Origin of the sequence: Trichlorobacter sp. (genome assembly GCF_034008105.1) — a bacterium.
Taxonomy (GTDB): domain Bacteria; phylum Desulfobacterota; class Desulfuromonadia; order Geobacterales; family Pseudopelobacteraceae; genus Trichlorobacter.
In genome coordinates, this window is sequence record NZ_JAVEPN010000003.1 from 54467 (window position 1) to 71104 (window position 16638).

Annotated in this window: 15 protein-coding genes; 8 read left to right on the forward strand and 7 right to left on the reverse strand. The window is 57.7% G+C overall.

Annotation, left to right across the window (positions count from 1 at the left end):
• Window positions 1-11: 11 nt before the first annotated feature.
• The 3 genes from RBQ93_RS02755 to RBQ93_RS02765 form a co-directional block, all read right to left on the reverse strand.
• Window positions 12-698 (reverse strand): metallophosphoesterase family protein, encoded by a 687-nt coding sequence (locus tag RBQ93_RS02755; protein WP_320370482.1) that lies wholly within the window; start codon window positions 696-698, stop codon window positions 12-14.
• Window positions 699-738: 40 nt separating this feature from the next.
• Window positions 739-3159, reverse strand: a complete 2421-nt coding sequence (locus tag RBQ93_RS02760) for an Hsp70 family protein (RefSeq protein WP_320370483.1) — start codon at window positions 3157-3159, stop codon at window positions 739-741.
• A gap of 95 nt (window positions 3160-3254) precedes the next feature.
• Window positions 3255-4613, reverse strand: coding sequence for a site-specific integrase (locus tag RBQ93_RS02765; protein WP_320370484.1), 1359 nt, complete (start codon window positions 4611-4613; stop codon window positions 3255-3257).
• Window positions 4614-4987: 374 nt separating this feature from the next.
• Between RBQ93_RS02765 and RBQ93_RS02770 the strand changes: the two genes are divergently transcribed.
• Complete coding sequence (locus tag RBQ93_RS02770; RefSeq protein WP_320370485.1) at window positions 4988-5350, forward strand: DUF6516 family protein; 363 nt, start codon at window positions 4988-4990, stop codon at window positions 5348-5350.
• Window positions 5347-5706, forward strand: a complete 360-nt coding sequence (locus RBQ93_RS02775; RefSeq protein ID WP_320370486.1) for a winged helix DNA-binding protein — start codon at window positions 5347-5349, stop codon at window positions 5704-5706. The genes RBQ93_RS02770 and RBQ93_RS02775 overlap by 4 nt, the downstream gene beginning before the upstream one ends.
• Before the next feature lie 217 nt (window positions 5707-5923).
• Here the strand turns inward: RBQ93_RS02775 and RBQ93_RS02780 are convergent, their stop codons facing one another.
• Window positions 5924-6136, reverse strand: coding sequence for a hypothetical protein (locus RBQ93_RS02780; protein ID WP_320370487.1), 213 nt, complete (start codon window positions 6134-6136; stop codon window positions 5924-5926).
• A gap of 46 nt (window positions 6137-6182) precedes the next feature.
• A complete protein-coding gene (locus RBQ93_RS02785; protein ID WP_320370488.1) occupies window positions 6183-7067 on the reverse strand; it encodes a hypothetical protein in 885 nt (294 codons plus the stop codon).
• 181 nt (window positions 7068-7248) lie between these two features.
• Between RBQ93_RS02785 and RBQ93_RS02790 the strand changes: the two genes are divergently transcribed.
• Both RBQ93_RS02790 and RBQ93_RS02795 read left to right on the forward strand, forming a co-directional pair.
• A complete protein-coding gene (locus tag RBQ93_RS02790; protein ID WP_320370489.1) occupies window positions 7249-7977 on the forward strand; it encodes a hypothetical protein in 729 nt (242 codons plus the stop codon).
• A gap of 105 nt (window positions 7978-8082) precedes the next feature.
• Complete coding sequence (locus tag RBQ93_RS02795) at window positions 8083-8649, forward strand: lipocalin family protein (RefSeq protein WP_320370490.1); 567 nt, start codon at window positions 8083-8085, stop codon at window positions 8647-8649.
• A 34-nt stretch (window positions 8650-8683) separates the two neighbouring features.
• Here RBQ93_RS02795 and RBQ93_RS02800 read toward each other — a convergent pair whose 3' ends face one another.
• Window positions 8684-9421: a DUF4197 domain-containing protein gene (locus RBQ93_RS02800; RefSeq protein WP_320370491.1), complete on the reverse strand. Its 738-nt coding sequence runs from the start codon at window positions 9419-9421 to the stop codon at window positions 8684-8686.
• A gap of 152 nt (window positions 9422-9573) precedes the next feature.
• Here RBQ93_RS02800 and RBQ93_RS02805 point away from each other — a divergent pair, with 152 nt between their 5' ends.
• Entirely contained in the window at window positions 9574-10083 is a 510-nt protein-coding gene (locus RBQ93_RS02805) for a hypothetical protein (RefSeq protein WP_320370492.1), read from the forward strand.
• Between the two features lie 55 nt (window positions 10084-10138).
• Window positions 10139-10411 (forward strand): hypothetical protein, encoded by a 273-nt coding sequence (locus RBQ93_RS02810; RefSeq protein WP_320370493.1) that lies wholly within the window; start codon window positions 10139-10141, stop codon window positions 10409-10411.
• Window positions 10412-10470: 59 nt separating this feature from the next.
• Here the strand turns inward: RBQ93_RS02810 and RBQ93_RS02815 are convergent, their stop codons facing one another.
• Window positions 10471-13617, reverse strand: a complete 3147-nt coding sequence (locus RBQ93_RS02815; protein ID WP_320370494.1) for an ATP-dependent DNA helicase — start codon at window positions 13615-13617, stop codon at window positions 10471-10473.
• A 116-nt stretch (window positions 13618-13733) separates the two neighbouring features.
• Here RBQ93_RS02815 and RBQ93_RS02820 point away from each other — a divergent pair, with 116 nt between their 5' ends.
• Window positions 13734-15827, forward strand: a complete 2094-nt coding sequence (locus tag RBQ93_RS02820) for a transglycosylase SLT domain-containing protein (RefSeq protein ID WP_320370495.1) — start codon at window positions 13734-13736, stop codon at window positions 15825-15827.
• 9 nt (window positions 15828-15836) lie between these two features.
• Window positions 15837-16628: a polysaccharide deacetylase family protein gene (locus tag RBQ93_RS02825; protein WP_320370496.1), complete on the forward strand. Its 792-nt coding sequence runs from the start codon at window positions 15837-15839 to the stop codon at window positions 16626-16628.
• Window positions 16629-16638: the final 10 nt, after the last annotated feature.

Consider the following 16638-nt stretch of genomic DNA (forward strand, 5'->3'; position numbering starts at 1 on the left):
TATCTCCTTTTTTACCAGACCGCCTTGCGGTCGATCCATGGTTGAACGAAAAGTTGCATGGTATCCAGGTTTAATGCCAGCAGGTTACCGTGCTCAGGCTGCTGGTTGGTAAAAGCACCGTTATCGATCTGTAGTACCTGCTCATGAAGAGATTGGCGGGCAGCATCAAGAGTACAAACCCGGTGGCCGCATACCACCCTCTGCATGAAAGCTGGTCGAGATTCAGGGATATAGGATCGCTCCCAAACCATCTGCTCTGCGGGTGTATCGCGGACAGGATCATCAAGCCCCAGATTAAGCCCGGCATGGACAAAGATAAAATCCTCTTCTTCAAGATAATAAGGAAGCCCGGCCAGAAATTTTCGGTAGCGTACCGGCAAGTCTTCAGGGCGCTTGACCCCAAAGCTGAAAAGGGTCTTCTGGCCCCAATTCTCTACCCAGGCCCATGAGTACAAATCATGGTCACCAGACAGGTTCCTGATCAGCATATCCTCATGGTTGCCCCGGATTGGCCGGATGTCGCAGCCGGCCTCCTGCATGCTGATGATCGTCTCCAGCACCCCTTTGCTATCCGGGCCACGGTCGATGTAATCGCCCAGCAGATAGATGCGGTCATTGTCTCTTGGATTGATACGGCGGATCAGCGCCAGGAAGGTCTGCAGGCCGCCGTGTATGTCTCCTATGGCAAAACGTCTCATTACATTTTCCCTTATCGCTTGCCCTGGCCCCCAGTCGCTCCTATGCTGCCAGCACCGGCAGTGTGCCATACTGTTCAAGCACATACTCGCCGTCGCCAAGCGTGTCACGGCGTTTCCTTTCTTCAACCGCCGCTGACAAAGCCTCCTTTTCGCCCTGCATGTCGGCACATCTACGGTACCAATGCAGCTCCCAGTCGGACAGTTCATCCAGCGGCTTGAACAGCTTGACGGCCATATCAAGGAACTCTTTTACTGCGAATGCCTTGCCGGTCTTTTCGACAATCTCGGCCTGCAACACGTAATAGGGGGCGTTCTTGGGCATCAGCCGGATAGCCTTTTCAACGGCTTCCTTGGCCTCCTCTAGCCGTCCCTCTTTCTGGAGCAGCAAGGCGAGGTTAAACCACGGGGTGCCCCAGGAGGGATCAGCCTTGATTGCCTCGGCATAGAGCTTCTCCTCACGCTCTCGGTTGCCCATATAGCCGCTATAGAGGCCGATCAGGTTGATGATTGAAGCATCCGGTTCGTTCTTGACCCGTAGCAGCGTCTGCAGGGTAGCGATGGCCTTTTCGTACTGACGAAGCTCGGCACAGTCGTAAGCAATGGACTTGATGGCCTGTTCCCGATGTGCGGGATGGACCTCACCGCTCCGCAGCTTCTCCTCGGTCTCGGCAATCCGCAGCTTGACTGCCTGAGGGTTGACGATGTGGGTCAGGGGGTGTTCACGCACGGCATGCAACTCGTCCACATCTTCCCGCTCGGCATGGCTGATGCGTACTTCCAATACCTGATTTTCATCATAGCGGTACTCCAGCCTGATCCGCTCGCCAGCCGCCACCGGTGCCGGGATTTCCCAGATGTTGGACATGAGAGGGCGGTGTCCCAGCTCTTCACAGGCCACGACTTCCACCCGCATGGAGACCGGATCAAGCAGTGAGTCTTCAGGTACGGCCAGTGTGGTCACTTCTTCAAAATCGCCATGGGGCGGCCATGGGAGTGGGGTGCCGCGCTGGATCAACTCAAAGGGGCCGGTGGCGGTCACCAGGGCAATCGTCTCCTGGCAGATCGGCTGGATGATCGGCCGCTGACAGACAGCCAGGGACAGGGCATTCAGGGCGGCACCACGGGCCACGGCTGTCTGCATGGCATCAGAAGTGTCAAAGGAGAGTATCTCGGCTACCGGAAAGTAGGCATCTAGCTTGGCTGGGATGTGGGGGATCAGAGAGCTACCCCCGACCAACAGGCAGTAGTCGATGTTGATGTCTTCCAGGCCGCTTTTGTCTAGGGCGTCCCGTATCGGGGCAAAGATGGAGAGGGTCTGGCGGTACTCGGTCTCCTTGACGAACAGCAGGCCCTCATCAAGGAACGGCTCCAGCAGATCGTCAAACTGGTTGACCCCGAGGGATGGATTGGTCAGAACCAGATTACGTCCATCAGGTAGCTTACAGACGCTTTTGCCATGGATTACATAGATCCAATCATCATCACGTTCCTCAAAATCGTCCAGCTCGCCTTCCATTGCCTTTTCATAGCGTTCCGATACGACAATCTTGAGTTGTTCGGCGATCCCTAGGAAGGCCGGTTCGATGATCTGCTTCTTGGTCTCGTAATCAAGGCTGTGGCGAGAGAGGCCATTTTGTTCGATCAGCTGGGGCAGCAGCACCTCGTACAGGATCGCCTTGTCAAGGTCGCCGCCACCCAGCCGATGATACCGCGAGACGGACAACGATGATGCTGAGAGCTTTTCGGTTTCATGGTCACAGTACAGCTCTAAAATCGCCACATCACAGGTGCCGCCACCAAAGTCGAATACCAGAAGATGCTTGGTCTCGCCCGGTTCAAGCAGACGACCGTCAACCTTCTCGTAGAGATAGTTGATAAAGGCAGCAGTCGGCTCATCCAGCAAGTCGCCGCCACGGAGTTGTATTCCGGCCAAGCGGGCAGCCTTGAGTGTATCATCACGCTGGGCGGTCTGGAATGAAGCCGGCACGGTGACGTTTACTGTGTCCGGCTCATCAAGCGGCTTATCGAACATGGCAGCTTCGTACAGATAGTCGAGGATATGCCCGCTTATCTCGGCTGCCGAACGGTAGCCTTCCGGAGCCATGTGGTAGGTGAGTTTGAGGCCCATGTCATCTTTGCAGGCAGAAAAGTAATTACCCTTGTCAACCAACTCACCTTTTCTGAAGAGCGGACGAAGACGCCGGGCACCTTCGCCCACCATTTTACGTCCATCATGCAAGGTCACCACGGAAGGGACAAGAGGGCTCCACCAGCTACGGCCATCGGTCTGTTGTTCAATTGGGAGACAACGGACTTCCGGTAGTACTGGGACGTTTGGATCAAAGGTAATCTCAGCCACTGTTGAGTTGGTGGTACCGAGATCGATGCCGATGGCCCGGACTGGTTGATCAAGCTTGTTTAATTCATCAAGGTCTACTTGAAGCAGTTCGTGTGCGTACATGGTGGACCTCCTGCTGGTAAGGAGTTATCTGCTGGTAGTTCAACCTAACACAGCACCATGACAGAAAATGTCGTAGCGGTCCTTAGATCTACTTTTTATGCTGCCGACTTCCGTTGAATAGGAATGACCTTGCCTTCTGCTCCGGTAATGATGCTCAAGAGTTTGCGTTCCCAGGCTTCAAGGGCCTGCTGCTTTTCTTTATCGTATCCGTGGCGGTTGTAGGTGCGGATTATGCCCTGCTTGACGTGGTTTAACACTGCATCAATGATTTCATCCATGAACCCCATGCCACCCATAAAGGTAGCGGCTGTCCTCCTCAGATCGTGGGGAGTGAACTTCTCGACCTTCAGCTTATTTTCCGTGGCAGGCTTACCGTCTTTTTTATAGAGCGGGTTCCCGTCTGCGTCCGTCAACGGCCAGGCAATATTCCGCCGGACGGCAACAGGCAATGCGTGTGAATCCATGGCCTGCTTCTTTTTCTTGTGGGGGCAGGGAAAAATGTACCCCGTGTACTTCTCTTCTGGCGGTAATTCACGGCTCAGCTTGATACTCTCAATCTGCGCTTCGATAAGCTCAAGTGCTGTACCGGTCAAATAAACTCGCTGCTCTTTGCCGTTCTTTGCCCTCTCTGCCGGAATAGTCCACCAATGGCCGTCTATCTCGCTGGTGTGCATCCCCGCAACCTCTCCCGGCCTCTGCGCTGTCACAAGTACCAACTTCAATGCGCGCTCGATGCCATCCGAGATACCGGCGCTTTGCATGCTGCCCCAGAGGGTTCTGATCTCGCCTTCGGATAAGGTCCGCTCCCGGCGCGTATTTGGGGCAAGGGCTTTAACGCCGGTACAAGGTGTGTGCTTCAAGATGTCACGCTCAACTGCAAAGTTGAACATCTTGCGAACGATCTTCAGGACCTGGTTACTCATGGCCGGTGCACCACGGTCAACGATGCCTTCAAGCAACAGCGTCACATCTCGCTTTGTAACGTCCGCCGCCTTGCGTTTACCCCACTTAGCGACAACCTCCTTATTGAGCAACCGCTCATCCTCCCGCCACGACCGCTTGAACTTCTTTGCATGGCGATCAACGTATTCACTAACTAGCTCAGAAACACTCAGCAGCTGAGACCTGGCAGCTTCTTCGGCAATGCGCTGCTCCTGCTTACGCTTCTTGTCAAGGACCGGATCGACACCATCTGCACTGCCACGGCGCAAAGCCTTAACCTTGGACTGTTCCGCATGATAAAGCTCGCGAGCCTCCTTGAGTTTCATCTTGGGATAGTTGCCCAAAGTCATGAACCGGCGTTGGCCGTCAATCTTGTATTGATAGAAAAAGGTCAGGGTACCTGTGGGATGAACCCTGATACCAAAGCCAGGCTCCTTGTCCGCCATGCAGTCGTAGGGCTTGGCCTTGATCTCCATATTTCTAATCGTAGGGTCGTCGAATACCTTTTTCATGACACTACCCCCCCTAAACGAGTTGTACTTTAGTTGTACTTTTGAGACTGGCTAGCGGATAAAAATGATGAAATACAGTGAAGGTATTATGGGGGGTAAAAACAACTTAAGTCAATGGAATTATTTATTTAATATTAATGCAATGAAAGACCATGAAACACCGCGAAAATGGGTATTTTTTTTACTCCTAAGGAAGGGGTCGGACGTTCAAATCGTCTCGGGGACGCCAGCATACAAGAGGGCCTACAGCTTTGACTGTAGGCCCTCTTGTTTTGATGGTGTAGCTAATGGTCCAATATCCTGCTTGATTTACCAACGGTGGTCACGTATAGTTGTCATCAGCTAACAACCTTTTTCACTTTGAAGGCAGGCGCATGAAGCAAGCACGGGAAACAGGGCTCGACACCCTGCTGGATCTGCATGGGATCACCTATCGCCTTGAAAAAGGCTACTGGGTCAAGTTCGAAGCCTATACGGTGACAGCCAGCGAGCAAATACCTCACGGGATTTCATATTCCTTGACGCTGCATGACCGAAACAATACTCGGGTGGTTGGCTTTGACAACGCCCACGGCTGCCCACCTCCAAAACGAAAAAAGTTTGGCGGTCGCCGTCTGGCCTGGGATCACCAGCACCATCAGGAAAAGGTTATGCCATATGAGTATGAGTCGGCCTCACAATTGCTAACAGATTTTTGGAAAGAGATTGAGCTGTTTATTGACGGGGGTGCCAAATGAATAAAAGCATGCATGTTGGGATTATGTCGCGGGAAGAGTTTAAAAAACGGACTATTGCCATTGCAAAGGGAGAATACAAGCCCCGCAAGGATGAACCGAAAATCTGGTTTGAATCATTACAGTCCTTTGCTCAAGTGCTGAGTGATGATAATCGCTTGCTGTTGCACGTCATAGAAGAACAAAAACCCAAATCCATCAGCGAACTGGGGGTATTGACCGGACGCAACAAAAGCAACCTTTCCCGAACGCTGCATACCTTGGCAGGATATGGCATTGTGGATCTGGTCCGTGAACGTGCCCGGGAGTTAATGCCCCGAGTCAAGGCAACTCACTTCAAGCTTGAAGTGGGAATATAGTGCATGGAGATAGGTTCACCTGACACACGAGGCTATTTTATCTAGCCAGGCATTATCAAACCTATCTCATCGCCCGATAATGTTCGAAGTGCCTCGACCAGGGGACGCCAATAAACAAGGGATTAGCGCAAAAAGCTAATCCCTTTATTTATTCTGGGCCCGCAGCTACCATCCGGGCCCGCTTTTTCGAAACCGCTTCCAACTACCAGACAGAGCGCTACTTGTACTTGCACCACGAGGCATGGCCGCTGCCGCACGGCCAGCCACAATAGGCGCAGACACATTGCGGTTCAGGCGGCTGTGCAAACACCGGACTGTCTGCACTGGCCGAGACAGTTGCCGCAGGAACCAACCAGAGCGATGCCACCAGCGCCAGGGGCGCTAGCAGTGCCAGATACAACGCCTTGTTCGCCTTCAGCTTGTCGTTCATCTCTTCCCCCTTTCCCTGTGCTGCATATGCCTTTTGATTGGAACGGTCACGGCATACGCTCCATTCTGACCGTTTCCCCATCATAGACCGTTTTGACCGTTACCGGCTCACGACGGGAGCCGGTACGCTGGGTATACTGCATGGTGATGGAGCCGCCCTTTGCCGTCAGATCGACCTGCACCAGACGTATGCGGTCGGTCTCCTGCCAACCGAGCGCTGCCAGCTGCTGCGGTGTGGTGATCCTCTGGTCGGCATGGTCGGCCAGATAGGCGCTGCCCAGTTCCATGGCCTGCTTCAATTCGATCTCCACCAGCTTCTGCTGGGCCCGGGAGATACGCCCCTCAAACGGCACTACAAAAATGGCGTTGAACAGCACCACCACGATCCCCGCCAGCAGCAGGTTGAGCAGGACACCGCCAAGCAGTTCAAGACTGACCGGCAGCGGCTTGCGCTCAACCCCAGATGCCAGTGCCGCGCAAGGTTCCTGATTCAGGTGCGATACGGCCCGACGCCACTGATGCAGCTGCCGCAACATTACCAACAGTATGGACAACAGCACGAGCGGCACAAGATAAGGCGCAATAACGATGGCAGCCAGCAGCATGACGAAAAAGACGATCAGACTGAACGGCAGCGCCCGGTCGACCCGCTTGACGCTGCGGCCAGCCAAGGCCTGGTTCAAGAGTTCGGGCAGCACAAAGTACAGTCGCACCAGCAAAGCCCCAGACAGCGGCCGGCCCTGCATCTGCGTTGCGACGCCACAGACCTGCCGCAAGGCATACAACCACAGCAGTATGGCGACAACCAGCAACAGCACAGCGCCAACCATGATGGTGCTCCAAGCTGTAAGGGTGATATAGCTAACACCCACCAACACCATGCCGCTGCCTGCCAGCAGGACAAACAGGGTATGCAGCGTAACAAGCGACACCACAACATCCTCCCTTTTGACTACATGACAAGTGTACCGCAGTCCCCGGTTTTTTATAGTCTGGCCACAACATTTCTGCAGCAGTGATAGCGGTTAAACATGAACCCGCAGGCACCACTTGCGGCACAGCGGTAGTGAGCTATACTTAAACATCGTACTCAATCGACAAGGAGGTAGCATCATGCGTAACATCATGCTGGCACTTGTTTTTTCACTGCTCGTCGCACTACCCACGCTGGCACAAGCCGTTACGGTGACCGGGACCTACAACAGCACCGAGGGGGCAATGACGCTGCGGCAGCAGGGCGACCGGATAACCGGCAGCTACGGCAATGACAACGGCGAACTGACCGGGGTGTTATATGACCGCACCATGGACGGTTTCTGGATTGAGGACAGTTCAGCCCGGCGCTGCAGCACTGCCAAGAATGGCCGCTACTACTGGGGCAGAATCTCAATCGAGTTCACCGACAGCGGTTTTTCCGGCCAGTGGGGCTACTGCAACGACGCCCTGACCAGCGCCTGGAATGGCACCCGCACCTCGTCACCACCGCGCACGGCAGCGCCACCACCAAAATCCTACGAAGATGACCCGTTTGTCATCCGCGAGGAGGCAACTATCGAAGGGACCTGGAGTTCCACCGAAGGTGATATTCGCTTCCGCCAGCAGGGCAACCGGATCAGTGGCCGTTACGGCAGCGACAACGGTGAGATCGTCGGCAGCTTGAATAACACCACCCTGCAAGGCTACTGGATTGAAGACAATTCAAACCATCGTTGCAGCACCTCCAAGAACGGCCGTTATTACTGGGGCAGGATCGAACTCATCTTTGACGGTGACCGTTTTGGCGGACGCTGGGGCTACTGCAACGATCCGCCCACTCAAAGCTGGACCGGTCAACGCAAATAACTTGTTTTCATACGACCAGCGCCGCCTCAGATGACATCCCGAGGCGGCGCCTGCGCATTGCCATTAAAGATTTGTTCAGCCGGCAGCCCCAAACGAAAGGCATCCATGAAACGTCTCAATAACAGCCTGCTAACGGCACTGCTGGCCCTGCTATGCAACGGCAGCGCTGCGGCCATGGCTCCCACGCCGCCCCCTCTGGAGACCGTTGCCCGGGTCGATCTGCAACGCTACCTCGGCCGATGGTACGAGATCGCCCGCTACCCCAACCGCTTCCAGCAAGGCTGCCAGGACAGCCGCGCCGATTACAGCCAACGCGAGAATGGCGAGATAGAGGTGCTGAACAGCTGTCGCGATACGGAGAGCGGCGCCGTCCGCCAGGCTAAGGGACGGGCCTGGGTGGTCGATAACGCCAGCAACGCCAAACTCAAGGTATCCTTCTTCTGGCCGTTCCGCGGCGACTACTGGATTATCGAACTGGGCAGTGACTACGAGTACGCAGTGGTGGGCACGCCGGACCGCAACTACTTCTGGATTCTCAGCCGATCGCCGCAGATGCCGGACCAGCTCTACAACCAGATACTGCAGCGGGCCGAGCAGCAGGGGTTTCTGCCAGCCAGGGTCATCAAGACCGCTGCCAGTGCATCTGACGCCCTGTCGCCTGCCCAGCTTTAAGCACGACTGCTATCCCCTTCCTGCCCGGCAGGTCTTATTTGCTGCCGAATACGGTACGCAACAGATCGGTGGTGCGGGCTGCCGGATTGGTCCTGATCTTCTTCTCCTCCTCGGCCACCATCTTGAACAGGCCATCCAGAGCCTGATCGGTCACGTAGCTGTCCAGATCGAGGCTTGGCTTGCCGGCCAGAGACGCCAACGGTAATGCCTCGTACTTACCGATCATCTCCTTGTAGGCCCGGGCAGTGCCGACCTTATCCATACTTGCCGACACCGACGGCTTGAAGGCCTCAAACAGACGGCTGCGGGTCTTTTCCTCGAAATATCTGGTGGCTGCCGTATCGCCCCCCTGTAGCAGCCCCTTGGCGTCTTCCAGAGTCATCTGCCGGATGGCATCGCCGAAAAAACCAGCCGCCTGAGGCGCCGCCTTCTCTGCCGCCCGGTTCATGCTCAGCACCAACTCGTCCACCTGCTGCTGATAACCGAGCTTGCCAAGCAGATTGGCGGCCTGTTGCAGCCGCTCCGGCAGCAGGATCTTGATCAGTTGGTTGCCAAGGTAGCCATCGGGCCTGGATACCGTGGTCACGGCCCGTTCGGTGCCGGTGGCCAACGCCTCTTTCAGCCCTTTTACCATGGTAGTGTTGTCCAGGCTGCTGCCGCTTTGTTGTGTTGGCGGAAGCAAGGTGCGGGAAAGATCGTCAAAAAAACCGGCCTGACAGGGGGACAGCAGCAGGAGCAACAGTGTGGCGGTAATCGGTAGTACAGATTTCATGGTAGCCTCCTCAGTCACCGTCGAACAGCAAGCTAGGTTCTAAAGTATGGGGTATTTCCGATGATATGCAAGCGGCAGATTTCCCGTTTGCATTCTAAGGTGCAAAGGCCTACTATATTAACCAGATAAACAGACCACCAGTGGAGTGCGTCATGGCCTCTCCCATCACAACTCTGGGTGCCGCCACGATTGGCCCGCCTGCCTCGGTAACCACGCCGGGGGCAGAGATGGTGATGAACGGCCCGACGCAACCAACCGCACCGACAACGCCAGCCGCCACAGCCACAGCGGCTGCGCCGCAGCAGCCGACCAAGGACACGGTTGAGCTTTCACCCACGGCGCTTGATCTGAGTAAGGCACTGATCAACCGGAAACCGGGGGAGGAGCAGCAGAAAGAGGACCAGCAGCCGGCCCTTGACAACAAACAGGTGCAACGGAAACTGGCTGAACCGGTCATGCAGAAGCCGACCGACAAGCCGGACCTCTCGCTGACCAAGCATTACCCGCCCTTCATGGGCAACAGCGAGGAGCTGAAACTTCTCAGGTCGCAGGCCCCGGCGTTGTACCGGCAGCTGCTGCGGATGATCGTACCGCCGCCGGCTAATATCTCATATACCGATGCGCAACTGTTACAACGACCGACCATCGATGCACGTATGTAGCGACACGAAACGCGAGCTTGCACACAGCAGCCCATACTGATAGGAGGTGGCTCAGATGGCAATCAGTCAGATCTCGATGAACAGCGTGGCCACAAATCCGGCCTACACTAACCCGTACGCCAGGACCGAGCAGCAGACAGCGGTGCCGCAGGTGAATCAGGATGCGATGAAATCACCGCAGGCTGCCAAGACTGACACGGTAACCATTTCGCAGCAGGCCCTGCAAAAAGCCAATCAAGACCAGAACGGTCAGGAGCAGACCAACAAAAATCCTGATTCCCTGACAGCACAGGCCAAACAGCGCTACCAGTACCCCAACATCAAGTAGCCAGCCTGATTACGGACACACCCCACGGCCGGAAGCTTTGGACTTCCGGCCGTTTTGCGTCAGCGTCGTTCAAAGCGCCGCACAAAGTCACACCACTCGCAATCAGCCTCGCCGCAGCCCCTGCTGAACTCCTTGGCCTGTATCCCGGCGTAGACCTCTGTAATCTGATCAATGACGATGGCCACGTCCTCGTCGTTCACCTCCACCTGGGCCGTGTGGAACGCACCGGTTTCCTTGTCCGGCTCCACAAAATCAAACTCGGCGGCGGTCATGGTCAGTCTGCGGCGGGGGTCGTGCTCCAGCAGGATGCGGTAAAAGACCGCCTGCCGCCAGTAATCACCCCCCAACAGGTCTTCAGGGGCTGGCTTTTTCCCCGCTGCCTGGGCCTTGGCCACCTTATCGGGATCGGGCGGTCGCAGCTTCTTGAGGGCATTTTTGTGATTACCGGTCTTATAGTCCACCACCCGCGCCCGGCTACCGTCCAGTTCCAGCTTATCCAGCTTGCCGTTTAACGGCACCCCGGCCACCACAATCGAGCGGTAGGCGTGTTCCACCAGCACGTTTTTGTTCCAGCTGCCGGCATACCGGCGATGAAAGGCCGGCAGGATCGCTTCGCCATAGGAGAGGCGACGCCTGAATTCCGATGGCGTGAAACCATCCTCATGACGTTTCATGAACCAACGAAAATCAGCGACAAAGGCCTCGTCCGTCGGAAACTGCCGACGGGGATCGTCCAGCATCGTACGAAACAACTGCTCCAGGGCGTAGTGCACCGCCGAACCGAAGGTCATGGCGGCATTCATCGGTGCCGGTACCCGCAGCAGGGTGTTGAAATAGAACGACAGCGGGCAGCGCAGATAGGTATTCAGGTGAGTTACACTCAGCGAATACTTCTGCAGCAACGTATCCACAAAGGCGGTGTCGATCAGCTCCTGCGGCAGCTCACAGCACAGCGCCGGCAGCACCACCGCGCCAAAGGACAGCAACGCCTCGTCCGGCAACACGATGCTCTCCGGCTGCAGGTTGCCCCCCTGGATCAACTCGGCAACAAAACGACTCTGTTCCAGCTCCTTGTCGTTGTTGTCCCGCTGAGGCCAGGAGATCACCAGCTGTCGGCGGGCCCGGGTCATGGCCACATAGAACAGACGCCGCGATTCCTCTTCCTCGCTGCCGCTGCAGCGAGTCAAGACCGTGGGCGGCAGCGTGTAGGTACGGCTGCGACCGGCACTGTCCCAGGCCCCGCTGGTACAGCCCAGCATGAAGACATGGTCGAACTGCAATCCCTTGGCGCCATGGGCGGTCAGGAAATTGATCCCTTCGCCGGCATAGCTCAGCTTCTCCACCGGCAGGCTGATCCCCTGCTGCTGCATATCGCGCAGCAGCTCCAGCAGACCAGCCAGACTCAGGCTGGCCTTGGCGCTCTCCTCGCGCACAAAGTCAAACAAGGTGTTCAGCAGCTGCAGATGCCAGACCCGCTCGGTTGAGGAAAGAGCCGTGGCCAGAATGCCCAGCCTGGTGATGACCTGATGCAGCAGCTCCTGCAGGGTCATGGTGGCAGCATCCCGCACCAGCTCTTCGATCATCAGACCGGCCTGTTGCAGGGCCTGCTCGGTCGGATCTGGAAACAACTCGCCCTGGCCCGGCTGCCGGCCACAGCGCGCCAATTCATCCCGCCAGGAGGTGACCCGCTGCCCTGCGTTGCGGCGGCCGATCTCCAGCGACAGGCGGGCCAGGGCCAAGGGCGGAATGCCGAACCACGCTTCATGCAACAGTTCAAACAGCAGCCGCTCACCTGAATGGGGCCGGTGCAGTTCAGCCGCCAGGTAGCGCAACACGGTCAGCAGCTTTTCAATCAGCGGCTCCCGCAGCAGGTCGGCCCGTCGCCGGGTGGCCACCGCTACGCCGCGATTGGTGAGATAGCGGATGATATCGTCCGATTGCGCATGATTGCGGTAGATCACCGCGATCCGGTCCAACGGCACTCCCTGATCGCGCAAGGCCTCGATCGACTGGCTGATGCCGACCGTTTCATGGGCCTGGGTGATGTAACAGCGCAATTGCGGCGGCTGCGGCAGGGTAGCCACCTCGGGGTTCATGGCCTTAAGTCTTTTGTCGGCGGTCAGCCGCTCGTTGTTGTTAGCGATCAGACTGGCGGCGGCATCCAGTATCTGCTGAGATGAACGATGGTTCTCGGTGAGGGTGACCACCGTCAGATGGTTGGCATAGCGTTGCTCAAAACGACGGATATTCTCAATGCTGGCCCCCTGGAAGCGATAGATCGACTGGTCGTCATCCCCCACTGCAAACAGGTTGGGGCTCTCCCAGTAGTCGGCCAGCTGCAGCAACAGCTCGTACTGGGAGCCGCTGGTATCCTGAAATTCATCCACCAGCAGGTACAGGTAGCGTTCCTGATAACGGGACAACAGGTCCGGCGACTGTTGAAAGGCCCTGATGCACCACAGGATCATGTCGCTAAAATCGTAGCGACCGCGCTCCAGCAGCAGCCGCTGGTAGTCTGAGAAGGTAGCGGCGGCGGCCTTGAGCTGTTCCAGTCGACGCAGGCTATCGCGCAGCTTCTTTTCGTTCAGCTCCCCTTTTTGATGCACCGTGTCATCGCGATCCTTGGTGGCGCGCTTGTAGCGATACTCCGGATCATCGGCCAGCGAGGCCGCATGGCGGTCGGCCTGCTGGGCCAGGAAGTCAGCCGACCAATCCTCCTTCTTCATGATCTCGTACAGGGCCAGCAACCGGTCAGACTCGAAGTGAATATCGCCGGTGGAACGGGTCAACGGATGATCCTGGGGAAAGGCATCGATGATCTCACGCACCAGCTGGAACTGCTCCAGCTCGGAGACCGGAGCCAGGGAACGGATACCAAACTGATCGGCGTTTTCCTGGATCACCAGGTTGCAGAAGGCATGGAAGGTAAAGATATCGACCCGATAGGCATCAGGGCCGATGAACTCCAGTAGACGTGAGCGCATGGCCACCGTACCGGCGTCTGTATAGGTCAGACAGAGGATGTTTTCCGGCAGGGCATCACTGACCCGCAGAATGGTGGCGATCCGCGCCGCAAGGATTTCGGTCTTGCCGGTGCCGGGACCGGCAATCACCAGCACCGGCCCCTCAATGGTCTCAACGGCTGTGCGCTGCTCGGCGTTGAGTCGTTCCCGTATCCGGTCAAACATGCGATCAAGCTGTTTCATCTGAAGCACCTGTTCCCTGATGTGTCGTGTGAGTATACCCAAAGCCCCGATGGGACGGTATCCTAAAATGCCTGACGGCGTTGACCTTGAGCCACTGAAGTGATAGGAATGGCTGCATGAACCTCGCCAAGTCCTTTCGAAGCCGTCTGTGCCAGATACTGCCCACCCTGTTCATCTCACTACTCCTGCTTTCCTGTGGTGGCGCCACCGCCGCAAACGATGAGCGCCTGGAACGCGCCGCCCAGCAACTGCGCAACCGCCAGTACGAAGAGGCGCTACAGAGCAGCCTGCAGGCGCCTGCTTCGGGCCGACGCTCCCTGATGACCGGCATCAGTCTGGTGCGTCTCAACAGACCAGCGGAGGCCTTGCCCTACCTGCAGGAGGCCGAGCGCACCTACCCCCTGCTGGCTGATCATGCCGCTGCCCTGCGCGCTCAAGGGTTGTTCGCACTGAAGCAGTACCGCGCTGCCGCCGAAGTTGCCACCAAGGCCGCCCGCAGCAGCCGGGCAGCGGCCTTAAGCCGCCAGATGGAAAAGCTGGCCGCCGATGCACTGTTTGAGGCTGGCGAACTGACGGCGGCACTGGCTGCCTACCAGCAGTTCAGCGCACGCCACAGCCTGGGCAACGACAGCGTGGATGCCCGCTATCGGGCTGCGTTGTGTCGTGAGCAGCTGGGTGAACAGGCTGCAGCCCTCGACGAGTACCGCGCCGTCTGGCTGCAGCACCCGTCCGCCCCCCAGGCTGAAAGGGCCCAGCAGGCCCTCAAGCGCCTCAACCAGGAAAACACTTTCAGACCGGAGGAGCTGTACCAGCGGGCAACCCTGCTGTTGGCCGCTGGTCGTGCCAATGACGCTGCCTGGGCCCTGGCAGCCATCCCCCGCAACGAGCTTTCCGACGACCTGCTGACCAAGGTAAAACTGAAGTCAGGGCAGGCAGCCAGCAAACAACGCAACTACACCCTGGCCAAGCAGTTTCTGGCCCGGGCGGCACTGTCACGTACCCCGTCCATCCGTGATGAGGCCCGTCTTGCCCTGGCCCGTGTTGCGGAACGCATCAACGAGAGCGAGCAGGCCCTGGCCCGCCTGCTGAGCCTGGCCAGCGAGCGGGGCCCCCTGGCCGACGACGCCCTGCTTGAGGCCGGCTTTGTCCATAAACACGCTGGCCGCTTCAGTGAATCCAACCTGCTGTTTGAGCGTCTCGCGCACGACTTTCAAACCTCGGAACTAGCTGGCAGGGCCAGTTGGGAAGCCGCCTGGAGCCACTATCTCGCCGGCGAACTGCCGGCAGCCGCCGATGCCTTTCAGCGCTTACTGAACAACAACGAATACCGGGAGCGTTCGCTGTACTGGCATGCTCGCACATCTGCACGACAAAATAAGTCGCAAGAAGCTGAGATCAGCTACAAACAATTATTGAACGAGTTTCCCTTCGGCTTTTACGCAGCCTGGCGCCGCAATCAGCAGCAGCAGGCAACCGGCTGGGAACCGCTTACCGCCGGCCTGCCCGAGCCCAACCTACCGGCCGGCAGCGATCGCATTCTGGCGCTGGTTGGCTGCGGCCTGATGGAGGACGCTCGCACCGAACTAGCCGCCCTGAAGAGCAGCGCCCCCCTTAGACAACAGGCAGCCGGCTTCGCTCGGCTGCACCTGCTGGCTAACGACCCCCACGGCGCCATCGTCATCTTCCACCAGAACCGGCCCGAACACTGGGAACGGCAGTCGCTCCCCTTTTGGGCACTGGGCTATCCGCGTCCCTACGCCGAGCTGTTCAGCAAACATGCCGCTGCCAACCGTCTGCCGGAAAGTCTGGTGCTGGCCCTGGCCAAGGCCGAGAGCAGCTTCAGACCTGCGGTTAAATCCCCTGTCGGTGCCATCGGCCTGATGCAGTTGATGCCTGCCACCGCCCGTATGACCGCCGGCTACAAGGGAAGCAAGCCCTACAATCCGCTCTGGCTGGTGGACCCTGAGTACAACATCCGCCTGGGCACCAAACACCTGCGCGAGTTGCTCGACCAGTTTCATCAGGACACGGTCTTTACCCTGGCGTCCTACAACGCCGGTGCCGGAGCGGTCAACCGCTGGCGCAAAAATTTCGGGAGCCTGGAGCGGGACGAATTCATCGAAAACATCCCCTACCGCGAGACCCGTGACTACGTGAAGAAGATCGTTGCCCATATCAGCGTCTATCAATCGCTGTACCGTATCCCCTAAGGAACCATAATGACCAGAATCGCCCTGCTTGCCATCATGCTGCTCTTGATCGTCACCACCCTGCTGAGTGCAGCGCCGGCGGAAGACATAACTGCCTTGAAAACGGCCATCCGACAGGAGTATGACGGCAGATCACCACAGGAGTGGGGCGAGAACGTGACCGGCGTTCGCAGCCGACTGGCTACTGACGAACGGGTGCTGGCGCTGACCCTGGACGCATGCGGGTCGCCACGGGGAAAAGGCGTTGACCGCCACTTGCTGGACTTCCTGACACGGGAACAGATCCCTGCCACCCTGTTTGTCAATGCCCGCTGGATTGACGCCAACCCTGAGCTGTTCAGGCAGCTGGCTGCCAACCCGCTGTTCGAGATCGGCAACCACGGCATGTGGCACAAACCTGCCTCGATCAACGGACGGTCAGCCTATGGCATCGACGGCACGCGGGATATGCAGGAGCTGGTACAGGAGATCGAGCTGAACGCCCGCAAGATTGAGGAGATGAGCGGTACTCGACCGCGCTATTACCGGTCGGGCACCGCCTACTATGACGAACTGGCGGTACAGGTGGCCAATCGGTTGGGGCATGAGGTGATCGGGTTTTCTGTGCTGGGCGACGCCGGCGCCACCCTGCCGGCTGCAAAGGTGACGGCAATGCTGCTTGCATCAAGGCCGGGCGACATCATCATCGCCCATATGAACCACCCCGAGGCGGGCACCGGCGCCGGCATCATGGCCGCCATACCGCTGCTCAAAAAACGGGGCTTCCGGTTTGTCCGGCTGTCGGACTACCAACTACAGTGACCCGAAGGCC